19 protein-coding genes are annotated in these 23,286 nt (G+C 64.9%); 5 read left to right on the forward strand and 14 right to left on the reverse strand.

What is annotated here, in order from left to right; genetic code table 11:
• Positions 1 to 2: 2 nt before the first annotated feature.
• The 13 genes from pcaF to paaA form a co-directional block, all read right to left on the reverse strand.
• Positions 3 to 1,208 (reverse strand): 3-oxoadipyl-CoA thiolase, encoded by a 1,206-nt coding sequence (pcaF, locus tag G513_RS0117985; protein ID WP_022978256.1) that lies wholly within the window; start codon positions 1,206 to 1,208, stop codon positions 3 to 5.
• A 133-nt stretch (positions 1,209 to 1,341) separates the two neighbouring features.
• A complete protein-coding gene (gene paaK, locus G513_RS0117990) occupies positions 1,342 to 2,691 on the reverse strand; it encodes a phenylacetate--CoA ligase PaaK (protein ID WP_022978257.1) in 1,350 nt (449 codons plus the stop codon).
• A gap of 127 nt (positions 2,692 to 2,818) precedes the next feature.
• Positions 2,819 to 3,280: a hydroxyphenylacetyl-CoA thioesterase PaaI gene (gene paaI, locus G513_RS0117995; protein WP_022978258.1), complete on the reverse strand. Its 462-nt coding sequence runs from the start codon at positions 3,278 to 3,280 to the stop codon at positions 2,819 to 2,821.
• Complete coding sequence (locus tag G513_RS0118000; RefSeq protein ID WP_022978259.1) at positions 3,277 to 3,747, reverse strand: acyl-CoA thioesterase; 471 nt, start codon at positions 3,745 to 3,747, stop codon at positions 3,277 to 3,279. Before G513_RS0118000 ends, paaI begins: the two co-directional genes overlap by 4 nt.
• The gene (locus G513_RS23945) at positions 3,740 to 5,305 is read right to left on the reverse strand and encodes a 3-hydroxyacyl-CoA dehydrogenase (RefSeq protein WP_022978260.1); all 1,566 of its coding nucleotides are present in this window, start codon (positions 5,303 to 5,305) and stop codon (positions 3,740 to 3,742) included. The genes G513_RS0118000 and G513_RS23945 overlap by 8 nt, the downstream gene beginning before the upstream one ends.
• The gene (paaG, locus tag G513_RS0118010) at positions 5,302 to 6,093 is read right to left on the reverse strand and encodes a 2-(1,2-epoxy-1,2-dihydrophenyl)acetyl-CoA isomerase PaaG (protein WP_022978261.1); all 792 of its coding nucleotides are present in this window, start codon (positions 6,091 to 6,093) and stop codon (positions 5,302 to 5,304) included. The genes G513_RS23945 and paaG overlap by 4 nt, the downstream gene beginning before the upstream one ends.
• A gap of 64 nt (positions 6,094 to 6,157) precedes the next feature.
• Complete coding sequence (gene paaZ / locus G513_RS0118015) at positions 6,158 to 8,188, reverse strand: phenylacetic acid degradation bifunctional protein PaaZ (protein ID WP_022978262.1); 2,031 nt, start codon at positions 8,186 to 8,188, stop codon at positions 6,158 to 6,160.
• A gap of 42 nt (positions 8,189 to 8,230) precedes the next feature.
• Positions 8,231 to 9,019 carry an enoyl-CoA hydratase-related protein gene (locus tag G513_RS0118020; RefSeq protein WP_022978263.1) on the reverse strand — a complete coding sequence of 263 codons (789 nt, stop codon included), beginning with the start codon at positions 9,017 to 9,019 and terminating at the stop codon, positions 8,231 to 8,233.
• Positions 9,020 to 9,022: 3 nt separating this feature from the next.
• The gene (paaE, locus tag G513_RS0118025) at positions 9,023 to 10,099 is read right to left on the reverse strand and encodes a 1,2-phenylacetyl-CoA epoxidase subunit PaaE (RefSeq protein ID WP_022978264.1); all 1,077 of its coding nucleotides are present in this window, start codon (positions 10,097 to 10,099) and stop codon (positions 9,023 to 9,025) included.
• A gap of 196 nt (positions 10,100 to 10,295) precedes the next feature.
• The gene (paaD, locus tag G513_RS0118030) at positions 10,296 to 10,826 is read right to left on the reverse strand and encodes a 1,2-phenylacetyl-CoA epoxidase subunit PaaD (RefSeq protein WP_022978265.1); all 531 of its coding nucleotides are present in this window, start codon (positions 10,824 to 10,826) and stop codon (positions 10,296 to 10,298) included.
• A gap of 12 nt (positions 10,827 to 10,838) precedes the next feature.
• Complete coding sequence (gene paaC / locus G513_RS0118035; RefSeq protein WP_022978266.1) at positions 10,839 to 11,594, reverse strand: 1,2-phenylacetyl-CoA epoxidase subunit PaaC; 756 nt, start codon at positions 11,592 to 11,594, stop codon at positions 10,839 to 10,841.
• Positions 11,591 to 11,875 (reverse strand): 1,2-phenylacetyl-CoA epoxidase subunit PaaB, encoded by a 285-nt coding sequence (paaB, locus tag G513_RS0118040; RefSeq protein WP_156891794.1) that lies wholly within the window; start codon positions 11,873 to 11,875, stop codon positions 11,591 to 11,593. The genes paaC and paaB overlap by 4 nt, the downstream gene beginning before the upstream one ends.
• A gap of 82 nt (positions 11,876 to 11,957) precedes the next feature.
• Positions 11,958 to 12,944, reverse strand: a complete 987-nt coding sequence (gene paaA / locus G513_RS0118045; RefSeq protein ID WP_022978268.1) for a 1,2-phenylacetyl-CoA epoxidase subunit PaaA — start codon at positions 12,942 to 12,944, stop codon at positions 11,958 to 11,960.
• A gap of 124 nt (positions 12,945 to 13,068) precedes the next feature.
• Here paaA and paaX point away from each other — a divergent pair, with 124 nt between their 5' ends.
• Complete coding sequence (gene paaX / locus G513_RS0118050) at positions 13,069 to 14,001, forward strand: phenylacetic acid degradation operon negative regulatory protein PaaX (protein WP_022978269.1); 933 nt, start codon at positions 13,069 to 13,071, stop codon at positions 13,999 to 14,001.
• On the opposite strand, the gene G513_RS0118055 is transcribed toward paaX, so the two are convergent.
• Positions 13,988 to 16,132 carry a glycoside hydrolase family 3 N-terminal domain-containing protein gene (locus G513_RS0118055; RefSeq protein WP_028475722.1) on the reverse strand — a complete coding sequence of 715 codons (2,145 nt, stop codon included), beginning with the start codon at positions 16,130 to 16,132 and terminating at the stop codon, positions 13,988 to 13,990. The two genes, paaX and G513_RS0118055, sit on opposite strands and share 14 nt — an antisense overlap.
• A gap of 405 nt (positions 16,133 to 16,537) precedes the next feature.
• On the opposite strand from G513_RS0118055, the gene G513_RS23950 reads away from it, so the two are divergent.
• The 4 genes from G513_RS23950 to G513_RS0118075 are packed head-to-tail and all read left to right on the forward strand — an operon-like array spanning position 16,538 to position 23,256.
• Positions 16,538 to 17,881, forward strand: a complete 1,344-nt coding sequence (locus G513_RS23950; RefSeq protein WP_022978271.1) for a glucoamylase family protein — start codon at positions 16,538 to 16,540, stop codon at positions 17,879 to 17,881.
• Complete coding sequence (locus G513_RS0118065; protein ID WP_022978272.1) at positions 17,878 to 19,206, forward strand: glycoside hydrolase family 15 protein; 1,329 nt, start codon at positions 17,878 to 17,880, stop codon at positions 19,204 to 19,206. The genes G513_RS23950 and G513_RS0118065 overlap by 4 nt, the downstream gene beginning before the upstream one ends.
• Positions 19,181 to 20,992 carry an ABC transporter ATP-binding protein/permease gene (locus G513_RS0118070; protein ID WP_022978273.1) on the forward strand — a complete coding sequence of 604 codons (1,812 nt, stop codon included), beginning with the start codon at positions 19,181 to 19,183 and terminating at the stop codon, positions 20,990 to 20,992. Before G513_RS0118065 ends, G513_RS0118070 begins: the two co-directional genes overlap by 26 nt.
• Positions 20,989 to 23,256 carry a CocE/NonD family hydrolase gene (locus G513_RS0118075; RefSeq protein ID WP_022978274.1) on the forward strand — a complete coding sequence of 756 codons (2,268 nt, stop codon included), beginning with the start codon at positions 20,989 to 20,991 and terminating at the stop codon, positions 23,254 to 23,256. Before G513_RS0118070 ends, G513_RS0118075 begins: the two co-directional genes overlap by 4 nt.
• Positions 23,257 to 23,286: the final 30 nt, after the last annotated feature.

The raw sequence follows: 23,286 nt of genomic DNA on the forward strand, positions 1-23,286 counted from the left end.
GCTCAAACCCGCTCGATGACCATCGCGATGCCCTGGCCGACGCCGATGCACATCGTGCACAGCGCATAGCGGCCGCCGGTGCGTTCGAGCTGGTTCAGCGCGGTGGTCACCAGACGCGCACCCGAAGCGCCCAGCGGATGGCCGATGGCGATCGCGCCGCCGTTGGCGTTGACGTGGGCGGCATCGTCGGCGAGGCCGAGATCGCGGGTCACGGCCAGGCCCTGCGCCGCGAAGGCTTCGTTGAGTTCGATGACGTCGATCTGCGACAGCTTCAGTCCGGCCAGCGCCAGCACTTTCCTGGTCGCTGGCGAAGGTCCGAAACCCATGATCCGGGGCGCCAGGCCGACAGTCGCCATCGCCAACACGCGGGCTCGCGGCTTGAGGCCGTAGCGTCCTGCGGCGGCTTCCGATGCCAGCAGCACGGCGCAGGCACCATCGTTGACGCCTGACGCGTTGCCGGCGGTGACGCTGCCATCCGGCTTCACGACACCTTTCAGCTTGGCGAGCATCGCCAGGGTGGTATCCGAGCGCGGGTGTTCGTCGGCCGTGAACTGCAGTAATTCGCCCTTCTTCTGCGGAATGGCGACTGGCACCAGTTCGCTGGCGAAGAAACCGGCTGCGTGAGCAGCGGCCCAGCGCTGCTGGCTGCGGATCGCGAAAGCATCCTGATCGGCGCGCGAGATGCCGAACTGCTCGGCGACGTTCTCGGCGGTTTCCGGCATCGAGTCGATGCCGTATTTCGCCTTCAGCAGCGGATTGATGAAGCGCCAGCCGATCGTCGTGTCCTCGATCTTGGCGACTCGCGAGAACGCGCTGTCGGCCTTGCCCATCACGAACGGCGCGCGGGTCATGCTTTCGACACCGCCGGCGATCATCAGCTGCGTTTCGCCCGCCTTGATCGCGCGAGCCGCCATGCCGATCGCATCGAGGCTCGATCCGCACAGGCGATTGATCGTCGAACCCGGCACTTCCTGCGGCAGGCCGGCGAGCAGCGCGGCCATGCGCGCGACGTTGCGATTGTCTTCACCAGCCTGGTTGGCGGAGCCGTAGAGCACGTCTTCGACCGCCGCCCAGTCGACGTTCGGATTGCGCTGCATGAGTGCTGCGATGGGCAGCGCCGCGAGATCGTCGGTACGGACATTGGCCAGCGCGCCGCCGTAACGGCCGAAGGGCGTGCGGATGGCGTCGCAGATGTAGGCGTGGTTCATGGCGAAAAATGGAATCCGTGGAGCAGCAATTCAGTTGGGTCATACCCGCGCAGGCGGGGATCCAGTTCTTCGTTACCAGCGACGCGCGAGCGTCAACACTGGATTCCCGCCTTCGCGGGAATGACGACGTTGTTCAGCGAGTGACGAGTTGAATGGCAGGCGCGCTTTCCTTCGGCCGGCGATCGATTACTCGCTTGGCCTTGCCGATCGAACGCTCCAGCGTCTCCGGGTGGTGCAGCAGCACGCGGACGCTGATGCCGACGTAGGTCTTCACCAGGTGCTGGAGATTGCTGCTCACTTCCTTGCGCAGGCCGTCTTCGATGCCGGCGTCGGCGACCGACAGTTCGACATTGACCAGCAGCTGATCGAGGTTGCCTTCGCGGATCACTTCGATCAGGTAGTTCGGTGTCAGCTGCGGGCAGCGCAGCAGCAGTTCCTCGATCTGGGTCGGGAAGACGTTGACGCCGCGGATGATCAGCATGTCGTCCGAGCGGCCGGTGATCTTGCCCATCCGCCGCATGCTGCGCGCGCTCGGTGGCAGCAGACGCGTCAAGTCGCGGGTGCGGTAGCGGATGATCGGCAGCGCTTCCTTGGTCAAGCTTGTGAATACCAGCTCGCCTTCCTCGCCATCGGCCACCACGTCGCCAGTCGCTGGATTGATGATCTCGGGATAGAAATGGTCTTCCCAGATCGTCGGGCCGTCCTTGGTCTCGATGCACTCGCTGGCGACACCGGGGCCCATCACTTCGGACAGGCCGTAGATGTCGACGGCATCGATGTCGGCGCGGTTCTCGATCTCCTGACGCATCGCGTTGGTCCAGGGCTCGGCACCGAAAATGCCGGTGCGCAAGCTTGATTGCGCCGGATCGATACCCTGGCGATGGAATTCCTCGATCAGGTTCAGCATGTAGCTCGGCGTCACCATGATGATGTCGGGCTTGAAATCCTGGATCAGCTGCACCTGCTTCTCGGTCTGGCCACCGGACATCGGCACCACGGTGCAGCCCAGGCGTTCGGCGCCGTAATGGGCACCGAGGCCGCCGGTGAACAGGCCATAGCCATAGGCGATATGGACCATGTCGCCCGGCCCGCCGCCGGCAGCGCGGATGCTGCGGGCGACGACATCAGCCCAGGTCGAGATGTCCTTCGCGGTGTAGCCAACGACTGTCGGCTTGCCCGTGGTGCCACTCGAACCGTGAATGCGCGAGATCCGTTCCTTCGGCACCGCGAACAGGCCGAAGGGATAGTTGTCGCGCAGGTCCTTCTTGGTCGTGAACGGGAACTTGGCGATATCGGCCAGCGACTTCAGATCATCCGGATGCACACCGGCGGCATCGAAGCTCTGCTGGTAGTGGGCGACGTTGTCGTAGGCATGGCGCAGCGACCAGCGCATGCGCTCCAGCTGCAGCGTCTGGAGTTCATCGCGGCTGGCGCGTTCGATCGGATCGAGCGCAGCGGCTCTGACTGGGTGACGGCTGACCATGGAACTACTCCTCGCAGAAAGGCTGGTGACGTGCAGATGGGGATGCTGCGAACTGTTCATCGTTTCCGGCTAGCGCACATGACCCTAGGTGCAGGGCCGCTGCCGGAACGTGCAATTCGCGCGATCTCTATAAGTTGGGCGCATTGAGAACATCGCCCTTGACGCGGGCGGACTTGCCACGGAACAGCGCCACGACCACACCTTCAGGGTCGGTCAGGGTCACGTCGTAGACGCCGCTGCGGCCGGCCAGCGAGCGCTCGACGGCGGTGGCTGTCAGCAAGGTGCCGACCATCACCGGGCGCAGGTATTCGATGTTGCAGCCAGCCGCTACGGTCGCCTCGTTGCGGCTGTTGCAGGCGAAGGCGAAGGCACTGTCGGCCAGCGCGAACATGAAGCCGCCATGGCAGGTCAGAAGGCCATTGAGCATGTCCGGGCGCACGGTCATGGTCAGGGTCGCGTAGCCGGGGCCGATGTCGATGATGGTCAGGCCCATGGACTGCGAGGCGGTATCACGGCCGAACATCGCGCCGCCGACGGCCATCGCCAGCGCCACCGGATCGGATGAATCAATCGGAATGATGTCGCTCATCGTCCTGCCCTCGCCGCGTTGGCCTTGCGTTGATCACGACGCCACTCGGCAGCGGCGTAGCGAGTGCGCTCTTCATCGGTTTCCAGCTTCAACGGCGGCACCGGAGCCGGTTTGCGATCGGCATCGAGCGCCACCATCGTGAAATAGCAGGTGTTGGTATGGCGACGCACGCCGGTGTGCAGGTGTTCGGCCTCGACCCGGATGCCGACTTCCATGGACGACTTGCCGGTGTAGTTGATCGCCGCCTTGAAGGTCACCAGATCGCCGACATGGATCGGCTCCTTGAAGAACATCTGGTCGACGGCCAGAGTCACGACGTAGTGCTTGCTGTAGCGCGCCGCACAGGCGTAGGCGACGTTGTCGAGCAGCGACAGGATGCGGCCGCCATGGACATTGCCGCTGAAGTTGGCCATGTCCGAGGTCATCAGGACGTTCATCACCAGCTGCTTTTCGGGTCCTTCACTCACGTTTTGCTTCTCCAGAAGATTGGGCTGAAGTGCTCGATGCGAGCACTTGCTGGCGCAAGCGCGGCGAGGCGCGATAACGCGGCTCGCCGTAATGCCCGGCCAGGTGATCGAGCGCCGCAAGCACGGTGCCAGCACCGATGCGCTCTGCCCATTCCAAGGGTCCGATCGGATAACCGACGCCACCACGCATCGCGATATCGACCGCCGCCGCATTGCAGACCTGCTGATGCACGGCATCGCTCGCCTCGTTGGCCAGCATCGCCACCGTGCGCAGCACCGCAAGCCCCGGAGAATCGCCGAGCTGGGAAACCGCGAAACCCGCGGCCTGCAGCAGGCCCGCGACCGCTGCCGGTGCAGCCGGCGAACTCTGCGCGGCAACGGCAATCGCCGCGCGCCTGGCGGTAGCGGCATCAAGCATCAGATCGATGACTACGACTTCTCCGATGCCGAGCGCGGCGGCGCGCGCGGTGGCGCTGCGGCCGTCGCTGACGAACAGCGCCACGCCGTCGACGGTGGCGATCCGGCCATCGCTGGCCTCGGCCATGGTCAAGGCGAGCACGCTGCCGGAAGCATCGAGCCGCTTGGCCAGCGCTGCCGCCAGTGGATCGGCAATCGCCAGCTCGATGCGCGCCGGACGTGGCTGTGGCGCCAGGCTGGCTGGCGCAGCCTTGGTCGCGCCTTCGCGATAATCGTAGAAGCCGCGACCGCTCTTGCGGCCGAGATAGCCGGCCTGCACCAGCTCCAGCTGCAGCAGCGACGGCTGGAAGCGCGGATCGCCGTAATAGGCGTCGAACACCGAGCGGGTCACCGCGTAGTTCACGTCATGGCCGATCATGTCCATCAGCTCGAACGGCCCCATGCGAAAGCCGCCGGATTCGCGCATCACCGCATCGAGTGTGGCGACATCGGCAACACCTTCCTGCAGCAGGCGCAGGGCTTCGGCGTAATACGGCCGGGCGACACGATTGACGATGAAGCCGGGTGTGGAACGCGCATGCACCGGCGTCTTGCCCCAGCGTTCGGCCGTCGCGAATACGGTGGCGGCCAGCGCTGCATCGGTCGCCGCGCCGGAAATCACTTCCACCAGCGCCATCAACGGCGCCGGATTGAAGAAGTGCATGCCGACCAGCCGCTCCGGCCGCTTCAGCTTGGCGGCGATCGCGGTGATCGACAGCGACGAGCTATTGCTGGCGAGAATCGCATCCGGCCCGAGCAAGGCTTCAAGCTGAGCGAACAAGCCGCGCTTGGCTTCGAGATCTTCGACGATCGCTTCGACGACCAGCTTGCAGTCGCGCAGATCCTCGGTCGCCGTGGCTGGTTTCAGCGCAGCGGAAGCAGCATCGAACTGCTCGGCGCTGAGCTTCTTCTTCTCGACCAGCTTGGCAAGCTGGGCGCGGATGCCGGCAATCGCCGTCTCGGCAGCACCGGCGCGCATGTCGTGCAGCCAGACCGGATGGCCGGCGACGGCAGCCAGCTGGGCAATGCCGGCGCCCATCGCGCCAGCGCCGATCACGGCGACGGCAGCGGAGGTCGGCAAACCCTCAGTCGTCGCGATCATTTGCCCGTGAAGCTGGCCGGGCGCTTTTCGAGGAAGGCAGCAACGCCTTCACGATAGTCATCACTGAAGCCGAGTTCGCGCATCGCGCCGGCTTCTGCCTTCAGCGCTTCTTCGAGTGGCACCGAACCATTGTCGAGAATCAGCTGCTTGGTGCGCGCCAGGCCCTTGGTCGGCGCGGTCGACAGATGAGTCAGCAGCTTTTCGACTTCGTCCTTGAACTTGTCGTCGTCGATCGCCTTCCAGATCAGGCCCCATTCCTCGGCCTGCGTTGCAGTCAGCTTGTCGCCGAGCATCGCCAGGCCCATCGCCCGCGCGGTACCGAGCAGGCGCGGCAGGATCCAGGTGCCGCCGGTATCGGGGATCAGGCCGAGCTTGCAGAACGGCTGGATGAAGCTTGCAGAACGTGTGGCGAGCACGAGATCACCGCCGAGCGCGACGTTGGCGCCAGCACCCGCGGCCACGCCATTGACCGCGACCACGACCGGCATCGGCAGCCGACGCAGGCTGGTCACCAGCGGCGCCCACCAGGCTTCGACGGTGTCACCGAGATCAACGGGTTTGTCGCCAGGAGCAACCGCACGATCGGACAAATCCTGACCCGCGCAGAAGCCGCGACCGGCGCCGGTCAGCAGCAGCACTCTGGCGCTCGGATCGGCCTTGACGGTGTTGATCGCGTCGCGCAGCTCGGTGTGCATCGCGACGGTGAAGCTGTTCAGACGATCCGGACGGTTCAGCGTGATTCGGGCGATGCCGTTTTCAAGGCTGAACAGGATGTTTTCGTAAGCCATGCGTGTCTCTCCTCCGCTTTCATTGACCTCCCTCCCCGCTCGCGGGGAGGGAGTTTCTCGTCGCTCAGACTGGCGCTTTTTCCACCATCGTCAGCACGTCATAAGTCGCGACGACCAGGCCATCCTGATTGGTCACCACCGTATCCCAGCGTACTTCGCCGTAGTTCTCGGTGATGCGCGGATTCTTGCCCTTGCAGGTCAAGGTCACGCTCAGGGAATCGCCCGGCTTGGCCGGCGTCACGAAGCGCAGATTGTCGAGGCCGTAGTTGGCGAGCACCGGGCCCGGGTCCGGCTGCACGAACAGGCCAGCGGCGACCGACAGGATGTAATAGCCGTGCGCCACGCGCCCACCGAAGAACGGATTGGCTGCGGCGGCCGCTTCATCCATGTGCGCATAGAAGGTGTCACCGGTGAAGTGCGCGAAGTGTTCGATGTCTTCGAGCGTGATCAGCTTCGGGCCGGCCTTCACCGTATCGCCGAGCTGTAGTTCGCTGAGGTTCTTGCGGAACGGATGGACGCCTTCGGCGCGCGGCGAACCGGCGATCCACTGGCCGGTGATTGCGCTCAGCGTCGCCGGCGAGCCCTGCAGCGCGGTGCGCTGCAAGTAGTGCTTGACGCCGCGCACGCCGCCCATTTCCTCGCCACCACCGGCGCGGCCCGGGCCGCCGTGGACCAGCACCGGCATCGGCGAGCCGTGGCCGGTCGATTCCTTGGCGCAGTCACGATTCACGATCAGCAGGCGGCCGTGATAGCTGGCCGCGCCCATGACCAGATCGCGGGCGAAGTCGTTGTCGTAAGTGAACAGCGAGCCGACCAGGCTGCCTTCGCCCTTGGCGGCCAGCGCGATGACGTCATCGATATCGTCGTACGGCATCACCGTCGACACCGGGCCGAAGGCCTCGATCTCGTGGACGACCGGCGAGGCATGCGGGTTCGCGCAGCGCAGCAGCAGCGGCGACAGGAACGCGCCCTTCTTGGCATCGCCACCGGTGACGGCGAAATCCTGCGGATCGCCGAACACCAGATCGGCGACGTCACGCAGACGGCCAACCGCCTTCAGCACTTCGTCACGCTGGCCGAGCGAAGCCAGCGCGCCCATGGTCACGCCGGCCTGCGAAGGATCGCCGACGACGACCTTGGCCAGCCGCGCCTTCAGCGCCTCGACCACCGCATCCAGTTGCGCACGCGGCACGAAGGCGCGGCGGATCGCCGTGCACTTCTGGCCGCATTTGGTGGTCATTTCGCGGACCACTTCCTTCACGTACAGATCGAACTCCGCCGAACCCGGCACGGCATCGGGGCCGAGGATCGAGCAGTTCAGCGAGTCCGCTTCCATCGTGAAGCGCACCGAATTGCGGACGATCACCGGATGCGATTTCAGCTTCTGGCCAGTCGAGGCCGAGCCGGTGAAGGTGACCAGATCCTGGCCGGTGAGATGCTCGAACAGATCGCCGACCGAGCCGCAGATCAGCTGGAACGAGCCTTCGGGAAAGATGCCGGAAGCGACCATGTCGCGGAACACGCGCTCGGTCAGATACGAGGTCTGGCTGGCCGGCTTGACGATCGCCGGCACGCCGGCGAGCAGATTCACGGCGAGCTTTTCGAGCATGCCCCAGACCGGGAAGTTGAAGGCATTGATGTGCAGCACCACGCCCTTCAGCGGCGTCATGATGTGCTGGCCGACGAAGCTGCCGGTCTTGCTCATCACTTCGGTGTTGCCGTCGACGATGAAGCTGGCGTTCGGCAGTTCGCGACGGCCCTTGCTGGCGTACGAGAACAGCGTGCCGAAGCCGCCGTCGATGTCGATCATCGAATCGTTCTTCGAAGCACCGGTAGCGGCGGACAACGCGTAGTAGACATCCTTGCGCTCGCCCAGATACTGGCCCAGCGCCTTCAGCTTCATCGCCCGCTCATGGAACGTGAGCTTGCGCAGCGCCGGGCTGCCGACCTTGCGACCGTGCTCGAGCATCGCGGCGAAGTCGAGACCCTTGCTCGAGACCTGTGCGACCGGGTCGCCGGTCAGCGCGTTCAACATCGTTTCACCGCCCTCGCCCTGCTGCCATTTGCCGCAGGCGTAGCTTTCAAGCTTGATCATGGTTGTCACTCCTCGGGTTCTGGGCGGCGATCGCGCGCCGGCTTATCGGTTCTTGAATACGGGTTTGCGCTTGTCGAGAAAGGCGGCAATGCCTTCGCGACGGTCTTCAGTGGTGAACGTGGCTTCGAACAGCCGGGCCTCGTGCTTCAGGCCGTCTTCGAGAAAGGTCTCGTGCGCGGCGTTCACGGCGGCGCGGGCCAGTTCGACGATCGGTGCCGAGTAGCCGGCGATCCGTTCGGCCGTCTTCAAGGCTTCGGGTATCAGCTCAGCCAGCGGCAGCACGCGGGCGACGAGGCCGGCGCGTTCGGCTTCATGAGCGTCGATATTGCGGCCGGTCAGCACCATCTCCATCGCCTTGCTCTTGCCGACTGCGCGCACCAGCCGCTGGGTGCCGCCGGAGCCGGGGATGAGACCCAGGCGAATCTCCGGCTGGCCGAACTGGGCGTTGTCGGCAGCGAGTGCGAAGTCGCACATCATCGCCAGTTCGCAGCCGGCGCCGAAGGCCATGCCGGCAACGGCGGCGATCACCGGCTTGTGCATCGCGCCGATCTGGTTCCAGGCGCCGCGCAGTTCGGTGTTGGTGCGGGCGTCTTCCTCGCTCCAGTCCTGCAGCGCGCGGACATCGGCACCGGCGGCGAACACCTTGTCGTTGCCGGTGATGACGATCGCGGCTATGGCCTCGTCGTCATCGAGCGCGATCAACGCGATACGCAATGCTTCGCGCAGCGGCATCGACAGCGCGTTCATTGCTTCCGGACGATTCAGGCGCAGCAGCGCGACCTTGCCAATGCGTTCGATCAGCAGGATGTCCGCATCGCTACCTTGGGCCACGCCTCAGGTCTCCTGATCGAAGTCGAGCGTGAGGCTGTCGCTGACCGGAAAGCTCTGGCAGCTCAGGATGAAGCCGCGTGCCAGTTCGTAATCTTCGAGCGAGTAGTTGGCATCCATGTCGACTTCGCCGGACAAGCGTTTACAACGACAAGTGCCGCAGACGCCGCCCTTGCAGGCGTACGGCAGTTCGATGCCATTGGCCAGCGCCGCATCGAGCAGCGACAGGCCGTTCTTCTTCAGGCTGAACTGCTGGCTGCGGCCATCGTGGATCACGGTGACTTCGCAGCCCGCCTCGCCCTTCACCACCGCTGCGCGCGGCTTGCGTGCCGCGCCATTCATCGCGGTGCCGAACAGCTCCAGCTTGATGCTGGCCTTGGCCACACCGCTGGCGACCAGGCTGTCGCGCACCTGCTCCATCATCACCTGCGGGCCGCAGACGTAGGCGACGTCGATATCCTCGGGATTGACCCACTGCTTCAACAACGATTCGCACTTCGCGGCATCGATGCGGCCATTGAACAAGTCGACGTCCTGCTGCTCGCGGCTAAGGATGAACACGAGATTGAAGCGGCTCATGTAGCGATCTTTGAGATCGGCCAGCTCATCCTTGAAGATCACGCTCGATGAGGCGCGGTTGCCGTAGACCAGGGTGAAGCGGCTGTTCGGCTCGGCCTGCAAGGTGGTCTTGATCAGCGACAGGATCGGGGTGATGCCGCTGCCGGCCGCGAAAGCAACGTGATGGCGCTGCGACTCCGGCAGAAGCTCCACGCTGAAGTGGCCGGACGGCTCCATGACATCGAGCGCAATGCCGGGCTTCAGATGCTCGAAAGCCCATGACGAAAACAGGCCGTCATCGATGCGCTTGATCGCAACCCGCAGGCTCTGCTCCTGCGCCGCCGAGCAGATCGAATACGAACGCCGCACTTCCTCGCCGCCGATATCGGCGCGAATGGTCAGGTGCTGGCCGGCTTCATAGCGATAGGCCTCGCGATGCTCGGGCGGCACGGCGAACGTGACGACGACGGCATCACGCGTCTCCGGGCTGACCTTGGCCACGCTCAATGAATGAAACTTGCTCATGCGGCTCTCCCCGCGTTGGCCCCAGCGTGTAATCGCTTATGCAGCGCACACGACAAAGCGTTAGTAATGGGCCGATGGATCGTGGTGCGAATCAAGGCGCGATGAGGAGCCATAGTTGTTCTATGGCGACGATTCGCAACGCAGAGTCGCGCCGCGAGACGCGGCACAGTGCTGACGGTTTGTCGTACGCGCTGCATCAGTGGCACTTGAAATAATCGAATGGTTCTCGGCAAGCCTTGCAGCGATACAAGCTCTTGCAGGGTGTGGAGCCGAACTGGCTCAGCATCTCGGTGTGGGTCGACGTACAGCGTGGGCAGGCCACGACCGGCGCCGGCGGCGCACGCCGGGTCAGCCGGCTGATGTCGATGCGCTGCTCGCCCGCTGCCAGGCCCACTGGCGGTGCGATGCCGTAATCACGCAGCTTGGCTTTCGCTTCCGGCGTCAGCCAGTCGGTGGTCCAGGCCGGTGACAGCCGGGTTTCCATCTTCGCGTCGGCAATGCCGTGCTCGGCCATCGCGACCCGGATCGACGCCGCGATGACCTCGGTCGCCGGGCAGCCGGAATAGGTCGGCGTCACGGTGACCACCAGCTGTTCATCCTGCCAGCGCACATCCCGGACGATACCGAGATCGGTGATCGAGATCACCGGAATCTCCGGGTCCGGCACTTCGGCCAGCCAATGCCAGACGGTGTCCAGCGAAGGCTTGTCGACGGCGGCGGCGTTCATCGCGAAACGGGCTTACCAGCTCGCGCCGGGATGGCTGCGCTGCAGCACCTGCATCTCGGCCAGCAGCTTGCTCAGATGCTCGCTGTGCAAGCCCTGTTTGCCGCCCTTCGGCATCCAGCCGCCGGCAGCCGGCAGCTTCAAGGTCGCTTCAGCGAGCACTTCACGGACATAGGCCAGCCATTCGTCGTGCAGGCTGGCCGGATCGAAGCCGATGCCGGCCGCGGTCATCTCGGCGTCGACGGCATCGCCGATGAACAGCTCGTGGCTGTACGGCCAGAGCTTGTCGATCGCTGCCTGCAGCATCGCGTGGCTGCGCTCGGTGCCATCGCCGAGGCGCACCATCAAATCGCTGGAACGGCGCAGGTGGTAGCTGACTTCCTTGACCGCTTTCTCGGCGATCGCGGCAAGCGCGGCATCGCCGGAGGTGAGCAGCCGGCGCAGCGCCAGTGACGACCAGGCATCGAACAGGAACTGCCGGGCCAGCGTGTCCGCGTAGTTGCCATTCGGCTGCTCGACCAGCAGCACGTTGCGGAATTCGCGGTCATCGCGGTGATAGGCGAGGCTGTCTTCATCGGCGCCATTGCCGGCCGCTTCCGCCGCCAGGCTCAGCAGCAGACGGGCCTGGCCGAGCAGATCGAGCGCGACATTGGTCAGCGCCATGTCCTCCTCCAGCGCCGGGCCCTTGCCGCACCATTCACCGAGGCGCTGGCTGAGGATCAGCGCGTTGTCGCCGAAGCGCAGCAGATACTCGTGGCGGGCGGTGCTCATAGCCCTTTCACTTCTTCGGGCATCGGGAAGAACGTGGGATGGCGATAGACCTTGCTGTTGGCCGGATCGAACAGTTCGGCCTTGTCATCCGGATGGCTGGCGGTGATGTCGGCGGCCTTGACGATCCAGATGCTGACGCCTTCATTGCGGCGTGTGTAGACATCACGGGCGTTGTTGAGCGCCATCGTCGCGTCCGGCGCATGCAGGCTGCCGACATGACGATGCGCCAGCCCGTGCTGGCTGCGGATGAACACTTCCCACAGCGGCCATTGGTTTTTCACGGTCATCTCCGTAGGGCGGCCCATGGCCGCCGGCACGTTTCGAATTGCTTGCGAAGGCGGCCATGGGCCGCCCTACATCTGATCAAGCCGCTTGTGCGACAGCACGCTGCGCCTGCTTGTCGGCGTGGGCAACGAGGGCATCGCGGAACCACTCGCCATCGGTCCAGGCCTTGTTGCGCACTTCCAGGCGTTCGCGGTTGCAGGGGCCATTGCCCTTGACCACGTTGTAGAACTCTTCCCAGTCGATATCGCCGTAGTCGTAGTGGCCGCGTTCGGCGTTCCACTTCACGGCAGGATCCGGCACGACGAGGCCCAGATGCTCGGCCTGCGGCACCGTCTGGTCGACCATCTTCTGGCGCAGCTCATCGTTGGTGAACAGCTTGATCTTCCAGGCCTGGGACTGGGTGCTGTGCACCGAGTCGCCATCCGGCGGACCGAACATCATCAGACTCGGCCACCACCAGCGATTGAGCGCGTCCTGGGCCATCGCCTTCTGCTCTTGTGTGCCTGCGCAAAGCGCCAGCATGATGTCGTAACCCTGGCGCATGTGGAACGCCTCTTCCTTGCAGACGCGGATCATCGCGCGGGCATACGGCCCGTAACTGCATCGGCACAGCGGGATCTGATTCATGATCGCCGAGCCATCGACCAGCCAGCCGATGGCGCCGACATCGGCCCAGGTCAGGGTCGGGTAATTGAAGATCGACGAATACTTGGCCTTGCCGGTATGCAGGTCGTCGACCATCTGGTCGCGGGTGATGCCCAGCGTTTCGGCGGCGCTGTACAGGTACAGGCCGTGGCCGGCTTCGTCCTGCACCTTGGCGAGCAGGATGGCCTTGCGCTTCAGCGACGGCGCGCGGGTGATCCAGTTGCCTTCCGGCAGCTGACCGACGATTTCCGAATGGGCGTGCTGGCTGATCTGGCGGATCAGCGTCTTGCGATAGCGATCCGGCATCCAGTCCTGCGGTTCGACGCGAATGCCATCGTCGATGCGGCTCTGGAAGCGCGCTTCGCGCTCGTCGAGTGAAGCTGCCGAAGGGGATCCGGTATCGACCATCTGTGCGTACATGACGGCACTCCGCTGAAGACCTAGGCCATTATTCGATACACTATTAATTAAGTCAACACGTTTTTTGTATCGTTAAATGCAGAGCTGTAAAATTGTCGCCATCCCATCCGGACCCCGAGCCTGAATGAGCATCAACGCCTGGATCGAGCGCTATCTGGCAGATGAAGTGCCGAAGTCGAAATCGCTGATCGTCACGGTCTTCGGCGATGCGCTGCTGCCGACCACGCCGGGCATCTGGCTGGGCGAACTGATCGCGCTGATGGCGCCGTTCGGGGTCAGCGAACGCCTGGTGCGCACCAGCTGTTTCCGGCTGATCGACGAAGACTGGCTGGCCGCCCGCCGTGATGGCCGACGCAGCCATTACTCGCTGACCAACGCCGGCAAGCGCCGCATCGAACGCGCCTATCAGCGCGTCTACATGCCGCCGCTGCTCGATTGGGACGGGCAGTGGACTCTGGTGATCACGCCCCGCAGCGGCGATACCCATCCGAACCGCGGTCAGCTCAAGCGCGAACTGGAGTGGGAAGGCTTTGCGCTGCTGACGCCGGGCGTGCTGATCCATCCGGTGGAGAAAGCCGAGGCGCTGCGGCAACTGCTCGACGAACTGGGCCTGCGCGAACGCGCCGCCGTGCTCAGAGCCCGGGACCTCGAAGGTTTCGGCGGCCCCGGCGCTGAAGCGCTGATGATCCAGTGCTGGAATCTCGACGAAGTCGGCGCCCGCTATCGCAGCTTCATCGAACATTTCCAGCCGCTGCTGGCCAAGCTCGGCAAGGCGGTTCTGACGCCCGAACAGGCCTTCCTGATCCAGACCCTGCTGATCCACTCGTTCCGCCGCGCCACCCTGCACGACCCACGCCTGCCGGCCGTGATGCTGCCGACCGCCTGGCCCGGCACCGCTGCCTACGAACTGTGCAAGGCGTTGTACGTGCTGACCGCGCGCGATGCCCAGGCCCACGTGGCCTCGATCTGCGGCGACAGCGAATCGTTCGTCGCGGCCGGCGCCAGCCGAGTGCCGGAACAGGTCAACAGCCGCTTCGGTGGCATCAGCCCAGCTTGACCACGGCCGAGAGCAGCTGCGCCCGGTCCGCACAAGGCCCGACCAGAATCTCGACATCACCGGCCTCGAACACCGGCGCCAGGTCGCGGCCGAGGAACTTCAGATCCGAGGCAAGCAGGCTCAAGCTCACGACGCCGCTTTCGCCGGGCGAGAGATCGATCTTGCCGAAGCCCCGCAGTTCCAGCAGTGGCCGCGCGACGCTGGCGACCGGGTCGCGGGTGAACAGGAACACCGTTTCCTGTGCTGCCCGTGCGCCGCTATTGGTGACCGTCACCTGCACATGGAGGGTATCGGCCGGTGTCACGCGATCCGGCGTCACACGCAGGTCTGCATAAGTGAAGCGCCCGTAGCTCAGGCCGTGGCCGAAGCAGTACAGCGGGTCGTTGGCGACGTCGAGGTATTTACTTGTAAAGAAATCGTCCGGGTTCATCGGCCGGCCGCTGGGGCGCTGGCCGAAGAAGATCGGCACCTGTCCGAGCGCGCGTGGCCAGCTCATCGGTGTGCGTCCACTCGGCGAGACCTTGCCCGAGAGCACATCGGCAATGGCATTGCCGGCTTCGCTGCCGAGAAACCATGCGGCGAGCAGCGCATCGGCTTTTTCCGCGAGCCAGGGGATGACCAGCGGCCGACCCGAAAACAGGATCGCGATGACCGGGATGCCCAGACCTTTCGCCCTCTCGAGTACCGCCTCGGTGAGCGCGCGCTGTTGCCCAGGCAGCTCCGGATAAGCGCGGCTGGCGGCCTCGCCACTCATGTTGTGGGCCTCGCCGATGCACAGCAGGATCGCGTCGGCACCTTCGCAAAGCGCGACGGCTGCGGCGATACCACTGGCATCGTCATCGCGGATGGCGGTGCCGGCCGCGTGCACGATCTCCGCGCCGGGAAAGCCTTGCCGCAAGCCCGACAGCACGCTGACGTGCTTGTCCGGCTCGCCGGCCGCGCCCCAGCAGCCGCCCATTTCCGGGCCGTCGTCGGTGAGCGGGCCGATGACGCAGAGCTTGCCGATGGCAGGGGCGAGCGGCAGCGTGTCGCGGTCGTTCTTCAACATCACGATCGCCCGCGCGCCGACCTCGCGCGCCAGAGTTCGGCGCTGCGCGACCACTTCGGGCGCCTCGGCCGTCGAGCCCCGACGATACGGGTCATCGAACAGTCCCAGCTGCTCCTTGAGCCTGAGCACGCGGCGCACCGAGGTGTCGATCTGCGCCATGCTCACCAGCCCGCGTTCCAGCGCCACCGGCAGGCCCTTGCGGTAGGCGTCGGCCATCATGTCGATGTCGACGCCGGCGTTCAGTGCAAGCGCCGCGGCCTCGACCAGATCGGCGGCAACGCCGTGACGGATCAGCTCGCCGATGGCGTTGTAGTCGCTGATCAGCACGCCTTCGAAGCCGAGCTTGCCGCGCAGGTAGTCGCCGAGCAGTTCGTTGTGCGCGGTCATCGGGATGCCGTTCAGATCGGTGAACGCCGGCATGATCGAGGCGACACCGGCGGCCACCGCCGCTTCGAACGGCGGCAGATGCACCTCGTGCAGGGTGCGTTCGGAGATGTCCACCGAGGCGTACTCGCGCCCGGCCATCACCGGCCCGTAGGCACAGAAGTGCTTGGCGCAGGCGGCGAGCGTATCGGGGCGCGCGAGATCGGCGGTCTGGAAGCCACGGACCTTGGCCGTGGCCAGTTGCGCGCCGAGCCAGGGATCTTCGCCCGGGCCTTCGGCGGTGCGGCCCCAGCGTGGATCGCGGGAGACGTCGAGCATCGGGTTGAAGGTCATCGCCAGGCCGTCGGCCGCGGCTTCGGTGGCGGCCTCACGGGCAGTCAATTCCCAGGCCTGCGGATCGAACAGCGCCATCTCCGCCAGCGGAATGGGGAACAAAGTGCGATGACCGTGGATCACATCAAGGCCGATCAGCAGCGGAATGCCCAGGCGCGATTTTTCCACCGCCAGCCGCTGCATCTCGTGCGTCGGCCCGGTGCCGACCATGTTCAGCAGATTGCCGAGGCTGCCGTCGGCGATCGAATCGGTCGAGTCGCCAGCGATGATCGGGCCGGTCACCGCGTAGCTGGAGGCGGTCATGGTCAGCTGGCCGAGTTTCTCTTCGAGCGTCATCTGGGCCAGCAGCTTGTCGATACGGCTCATCAATCAGTCCTTTGGAAAGTGTCTCGGGGTGTTACCCATCATAGGTCGCCAAAATGAAGCGTTGGCACGCGAGCCCGAGAGCAGGGGCAGATGTACCCGGATCACCCAATGCCGTCAGAATCGGGGCGAGGGTCTGCTGACATTACTTTGCTCGCTGCGGCGGAGGTCGTTTTTCCGCAGTGCAACTTGCGAGGAGCGGCCAATGGTCGACCCATTGGCGCGACGAGCAAGGCAGCAATGCGGAAAAACGGCCCCGCCCCTTTGGGTTGCGGCCAAAAAACCGCCGGACTTCGTTGCGAACCTTGACCATAGGTAGGCTATGGCCTGCGGTTCGCGCCTCGCCCGGCGGCTTTTTGACCTGCAACGCAGCGATCAAAGCAATGTCAACAGACCCTAGGAGGCTTCATGCTGACAGCGGAAAATACCGAGAGTGCCCAGGAGCATCGTCGCCTTGCGGCGACAAGCGCGGCAGCCGAACCATCAGGTGCGGCGCTTGCTGCGCTACCGGACGAGGCGCTGCTGGAGCAGGTCCAGCGCCAGACTTTCGATTTCTTCTGGAAGGGCGCGCATCCGGTCAGCGGTCTGGCACCGGACCGGCGCACGACTCGCGACGAGCCGGTCGACGATCTGATCACCACCGGCGGTACGGGCTTCGGTGTGATGGCGATCATCGTCGCGGTAGAGCGCGGCTGGGTGAGCCGCGAGGCTGCGCTGGATCGCCTGAGCAGCATGCTCGACGTGTTGGTCCGCGCGCCCTGCTATCACGGCGTTTTCCCGCATTTCATGAACGGCCTCACCGGCGCCACCATCGCCTTCAGCCGCAAGGATGATGCAGGCGATCTGGTCGAGACCTCCTTTCTGGTGATGGGTCTGCTGTGCGCGCGCCAGTACTTCCAGCGCGACACGCCGGCGGAAAAGAAGCTGCGTGATCGCATCAACTGGATCAGCGAGGAAGTCGAGTGGGACTGGTACACGCAAGGCGGCCGCAAGCTGCTGTACTGGCACTGGAGCCCGAACAACGGCTGGGCGATGGATCACGAGATCCATGGCTGGAACGAGTGCCTGATCACCTACGTGCTGGCGGCGGGCTCCAGGCGTTACCCGATCGATCCACTGGTCTATCACCGCGGCTACGCGACCGGACGTGACTTTCTCAACGGCAAGTCGTACTACGGCATCGAGCTACCGCTGGGTCAGCCTTATGGCGGGCCGCTGTTCTTCAGTCATTACTCATTCTGCGGCCTCGATCCTCGCGGCCTGAAGGATCGCTATGCCGATTACTGGGACCTGAACTGCCGGCACGTGCAGATCAATCGCGCGCATTGCGCGGCCAATCCGCATCGCTACAAGGGCTACAGCGAGTCCTGCTGGGGGCTGACCGCCAGCGACGATCACGCCGGCTATGGCGCGCATGCGCCGGACAACGATAACGGCACCATCTCGCCGACGGCCGCGCTGTCGAGCCTGCCCTATGCGCCGGCCGAAGTCATGGCAACGCTGCGCTTTTTCCTGCGCGAGCACGGCGACAAAATCTGGAAGCGCTATGGCTTCGTCGATGCCTTCAACGAGCAGCACGACTGGACTGCCGATACCTTCCTGGCGATCGACCAGGGGCCCATCGTGGTGATGATGGAAAACCATCGCACGGGTCTGCTGTGGAAGCTGTTCATGAGCGTGCCCGAAGTGCAGAGCGGCCTGCGTCGGCTGGGCTTCAGCAGCCCGCATCTCGAAACGGGAGCTGCTGCATGACGGAGACCTTCGACCAGTGGCTGGATCGCGAAGTAGCCTTCGCGGCGAGCGCGATGCTGAAGAGCGTGTCGGCGGTGGATCTGGTCAAGACGCGTCCGGGTTTCGGCCAGACGGTGCGTCCGGTCAAGGGCAGCATCATCGCTTCGCCGGTGATCGGCGCCTACGATCCGGATCCGGATTACTTCTTCCACTGGTACCGCGATTCGGCGGTGGTGATTGATGCGCTGCGCCTGCTGGTTCTCGATCGCGTGGTCGGGGCCGAGGCGCTCGAGCATTTCGCCGACTTCCTGCGCTTCGGCCTGTCGCTGCAGAAGCTGGACGGCCGCGCGCTGGCGGCATCGTCCACGCGGCGCGATGGCGTGGCTCCGGATTTCCTGAAGTTCATCCGTGACGACGACGATCTCGCCGCCGTGCACGGTGATGCGGCGTTCGCCGAAACGCGGGTCAATCCCGATGGCTCCCTGGACATCTCCAAGTGGGCGCGGCCGCAGCACGATGGCCCGCCGCTGCAGGCGCTGGCCTTGATGCGCTGGGCGCGCGACGTGAAGCTGGCGCCCGCCGTCAGCGCCGATCTGTCGGCGCTGATTCGCGCCAATCTCGACTTCACCCTGCATCACTGCCACGAGCCGTCCTTCGACATCTGGGAAGAGGAGAACGGGCTGCACTACTACACGCTGCGGGTCTCGGCTGCAGCACTTGAGCAGGGGGCCGAATGGTTCGAGTCGCAGGGCGAGTCCGGGCTGGCGCTGTGCTGTCTTGCAGAGGCTGCAAAGCTCATCAAGGCCCTGGATGGCTTCTGGCTGGCCGAGGAAAACTGCTACCGCTCGCGGACCCTCGTGTCCGGAGCGCGCTCGTCCAAGGAGCTGGATATCGCGGTGATCCTCGCGGCCGTCCATGTCGAAGCCCGCGATCAGAAACACTCGGTCTCCGACCCGCGCATGCAGGCAACCCTGACGCGTCTGGAAACCTTGTTCGACGGGCTTTATGCGATCAACCGCAATCGCCCAGCCGATCGTGGCCCGGCGATGGGTCGCTATCCGGGCGATGTCTATTACTCGGGCGGCGCCTATTACTTCTCGACGCTGGGGGCTTCGGAGTTCTGCTTTCGTGCGGCGATGAAATCGGACCAGGCCACGAGCTGGATCGCCCGCGGCGATGCCTACCTTGCAACGGTGCGCGCCTACACGCCGGCGAATGGCGAACTATCCGAACAATTCGATCAGGGCAACGGCCAGCAGACCTCGGCCAAGCATCTGGCCTGGAGCTACGCCGCTTTCATTTCCTGCATCGCCGCCCGGCGTGCGGCCGTGGGGCAGCGTCATTAACGACAACGCAGCAGCCGATGCCGCCGCGCTGGCGGCGGAGGCCGGTGCCCGCTCGGGTGTGTTCCGTCAGCTCGGCACCTTGCTGCGGGCGCTGTTTGCATCGTCCGTGGGGCGCTCGCTCAAGTACCTGATGGCCAGTCTGCTGGTGGTGATCATCGGCACCTCGTTCGGGCAGATTGTTCTCAATCGCTGGAACAAGCCGTTCTACGACGCGCTGTCGCGCCGCGATCTGCGCGAGTTCCTGGTCCAGCTCGGTGTGTTCTTCATGATCGCCGCGGTGTTGCTGGTGCTCAACGTCTTTCAGAGATGGGTCGTGGAGAGCCTGAAGATCAAGTTGCGCGAAGGCGTGGTGCGCGATCTGGTCGGCCACTGGATGCTGCCGCGCCGCGCGTTCTGGCTATCGACCGCGGGGCCGATGGGCGTCAACCCCGATCAGCGCATGACCGAAGACGCGCAGAAGATGTGTGACCTGTCGACCGATCTCGGCGCCGGCCTGCTTCAGGCCTCGATCCTGTTCATTTCCTTCTCCGGCATCCTGTGGGGCATCTCGGCGGACTTCAGCATCCGCATCGGCGGCATCGACTACGCGGTGCCCGGCTTCATGGTCTGGGCCGCGATCCTCTACGCCGGCACCGGATCGCTGCTGAGTTACTGGGTCGGGCGCAGCCTGATTGCGCGCAACGCCGATCGTTACTCGCGCGAAGGCGAACTGCGCTTCGCGCTGGTGCGCATCAACGAACATCTCGACGGCATTTCGCTCGCCGCCGGTGAGGCCGACGAGAAGCGTCGCGTCGAACGCCATCTGGGCGACGTGATGGCAGCCATGCGCCGGCTGGTCCGCGGCTGGACCAACCTGACCTGGGTCACCGCCGGCTTCGGCTGGACGACCCTGGTGGCGCCGATCCTGATCGCCGCGCCGCTGTATCTGACCGGCAAGATTTCCTTCGGCGGCATGATGATGGCCGCCGCCGCGTTCACCCAGGCGCAGCAGGCGCTGCGCTGGTTCGTCGACAACTTCGGCACCATCGCCGAATGGCGCGCCACCCTGCTGCGCGTGGCCGGCTTCCGCGAGGCCTTGACCGCGAATGCCGAGATCGTTCGCTACGCGAGTCGCATCACCTATACCGACGGCGCCAGCGGCTCGATGCGCATCGACGGCCTCGAAGTGGAATCGGCACCGGGCCGTGATCGGCTGGATCAGGCGAACGTCGTCGTCAAAGCCGGCGAGCGAGTGCTGATCCTGGGCAGCGCCGGCACCGGCAAGACCCTGCTGTTCCGCGCCCTGGCCGGCTTGTGGCCCTGGGGCGTCGGCGAGATCACGCGCCCGATGGACGAGGCCATCCTGTACATGCCGCGCGGCACGCCCTATCTGCCCAGCGGCACCTTGCGCGACGTGCTCGCCTATCCGATGGCCGCTGACCGCTTCGCCCAGAACACCTGCGAGCACGCGCTCAAGCGTCTGGGGCTGGAGCGGCTGGTGCCGCTGCTCGACGCCGAGCTGCGCTGGGATCGCGAGCTGAGTCACGAGGACCAGATGTGCCTGGCGTTCTCGCGGGTGCTGCTGCAATCGCCTTCGTGGCTGGTGATGGATGAAGCCTTGAGCATGCTGGAGGACGAGTCGCTGGAGCGAGTCATCGACGTGCTGACGCACGAGCTGTCGGCGACCAGTATCATCCACATCGGCAAGGCTGCGGAAACCGGCAACCGTCTGTTCTCTCAGGTGCTGCATCTGGTCAAGGCTTCGCCGGAAGTGCCACATCCCGTTCTCGGGAGTGATCGGCCATGAAGCGCTTCTCGTGGCTGGGTCTGCCCCAACTGTTGATCTTGTTGCTGAGCTGGCTGCCGGCCCTGGCGCTGGCGCAGGAATTCGAGTTCCGCCCGCCGCCGACCGCCAACGACGCGTCCGTGCCCGCGGCGATGAGCGATCTCGCAACCCGCATCCTGCCGGTTTACGAGGAGCGCGATACCGATCGCTACCTGACCAACCTCGCCGCGCTGCAGCTGGTGGCCGGTGACTACACAGCCGCCTATGACACACGGCTGTCGCTGCAGGAGCGGCAGCGCACGTCGGACCTGCCGCGTCCGGTCGACAAGGCCGTGCTCTACGACATCTATGCACGAGCAAGGTCCATCGAGGCCACCGAGCGCCTGCCGTTCGCCAATGCCTTCAAGCAGGCCTTCAAGGAAGTGGTGCCGCGACTCAACGATCGTGACGCGCACGCGGTGACGGTCTGGCTGGAGACGCCGCGCTCGGTGTTCGAGCAGGCCCTGCAGAAGTCCTTCGATCAATACCGCGCCCAGGGCAGCGTCAACTTCACCCAGGCGGTGGACCTGATCTGGACTTATCTGTCCTTCGACGCCTATCGCAGCTTCAGCCCGCTGATCGAAGCGCTCGACAGTGAAGACGGTGGCCGCCGCTACATCGCCGACGAGCAGGTGACCATCAAGACCTCAGGCGGGCGGAAGATCCAGGCGGTGGTGATCCGCCCCAAGGACACCTCGATTCCGCTGCCGACGCTGCTCGAGTTCACCATTCACGTCAATCAGGATTCGGTGCGCGAAGCGGCGGCCCATGGCTATGTCGGCGTGGTGGCGTACACGCGCGGCAAGCGAAGCAACAACCCGAATGCCGTCACCCCGTTCACCCACGACGGCGAAGATGCGCGCGCGGTGATCAACTGGATCACCAGGCAAAGCTGGAGCGACGGCAGAGTCGGCATGGTCGGCAGCACCGATAGCGGCTCGGCCGCCTGGGCCGTCGCCAAGCGTCCGCCGAAGGCACTCAAGGCCATCGCCACCAGCTTCGCGTCCGCGCCGGGCATCGACTTCCCGATGAGCGGCAACATCGTCCGCAACTCGGCGTATCGCTGGGCGCAGTTCAATACCTCGCCACCACTGAAACCCGGCGTCGCGCCGCCGAGCACGGACGACATGGTCTGGCGGCTGCTCGATCAGACCTGGTTCACCAGCGGCAAGCGCTACCGCGATCTGGATCGCCGTTTCGCACCGCCGAACCGCGCCTTCGACGAATGGCTGGATCACCCGAGCTACGATGGCTACTGGCAGAAACTGATCCCGTTCCGCAAGCAGTTCGCCCGAGTCGACATCCCGGTGTTGACCCTGGCCGGCTACTACGGCGGCGATGCTGGCGCGCTCTACTATTTCAGCGAACACACGCGCTACAACGCCAAGGCCAATCACACTTTGCTGATCGGCCCCTACGACGACAACGTCGCCCGGGACGCACCGGCGCCGGAGTTGAACGGCTACGCGCTGGATGCCGTCGCGCGGACCAATCTGCGGGAACTGCGCTATCAATGGCTCGATTCCATTTTCAGAAACGCGCCCAAGCCGGCGCTGCTGAAAGACCGGGTCAACTATCAGGTGATGGGCGCCAACCAGTGGAGTCACGCGCCCTCGATCGCCGCGATGGCCAATGCTTCGCAGCGATATTTTCTGGATGCCGGTGCGCCCAACGAGCCCAGAAGGCTGGCTGCGCAAGCTAAGTCGGCGGACAGCTACGCCGAACAGACCGTCGACTTCACCGAGCGCAAGGAACTGACGATTCCGTCGTCGGACGTGATGAGCAAGTCCCTGGCGACACCGAACGCCGTGGTCTACTCCAGCGAACCGCTGCAGCAGCCGCTGGAAATCAGCGGCCAGCTGACCGGCAAGCTGGATCTGCTGATCAACAAGCAGGACGTCGATCTGAAGATCGCGGTCTACGAACTGATGGCCAGCGGCACTTACGTGCAGCTGTTCGATCCCTACGAGTTCCGCGCCAGTTATGCGAAGGATCGCACCCGCCGCCGTCTGCTGGTCGCCGGCAAACGCCAGCAGCTGCCGTTCACCATCGAACGCCTGACCAGCCGCAAGCTCGCGGCCGGCAGCCGGATCGTGCTGGTGCTCGGCGTCAACAAGCGGCCGGACCAGCAGTTCAATCTCGGCTCTGGCAAGGACGTCAAGGAAGAGAGCGTTCGCGATGCCAGGAAGCCGTTGATGATTCGCTGGTATAGCGGCAGCAGCATTGATCTGCCGGTTCGGAAATAGCGCTGACAGTTGCCTGGACCCGCGCGGCGC

The sequence above is a fragment of the Nevskia ramosa DSM 11499 genome (genome assembly GCF_000420645.1).
GTDB classification, from domain to species: domain Bacteria; phylum Pseudomonadota; class Gammaproteobacteria; order Nevskiales; family Nevskiaceae; genus Nevskia; species Nevskia ramosa.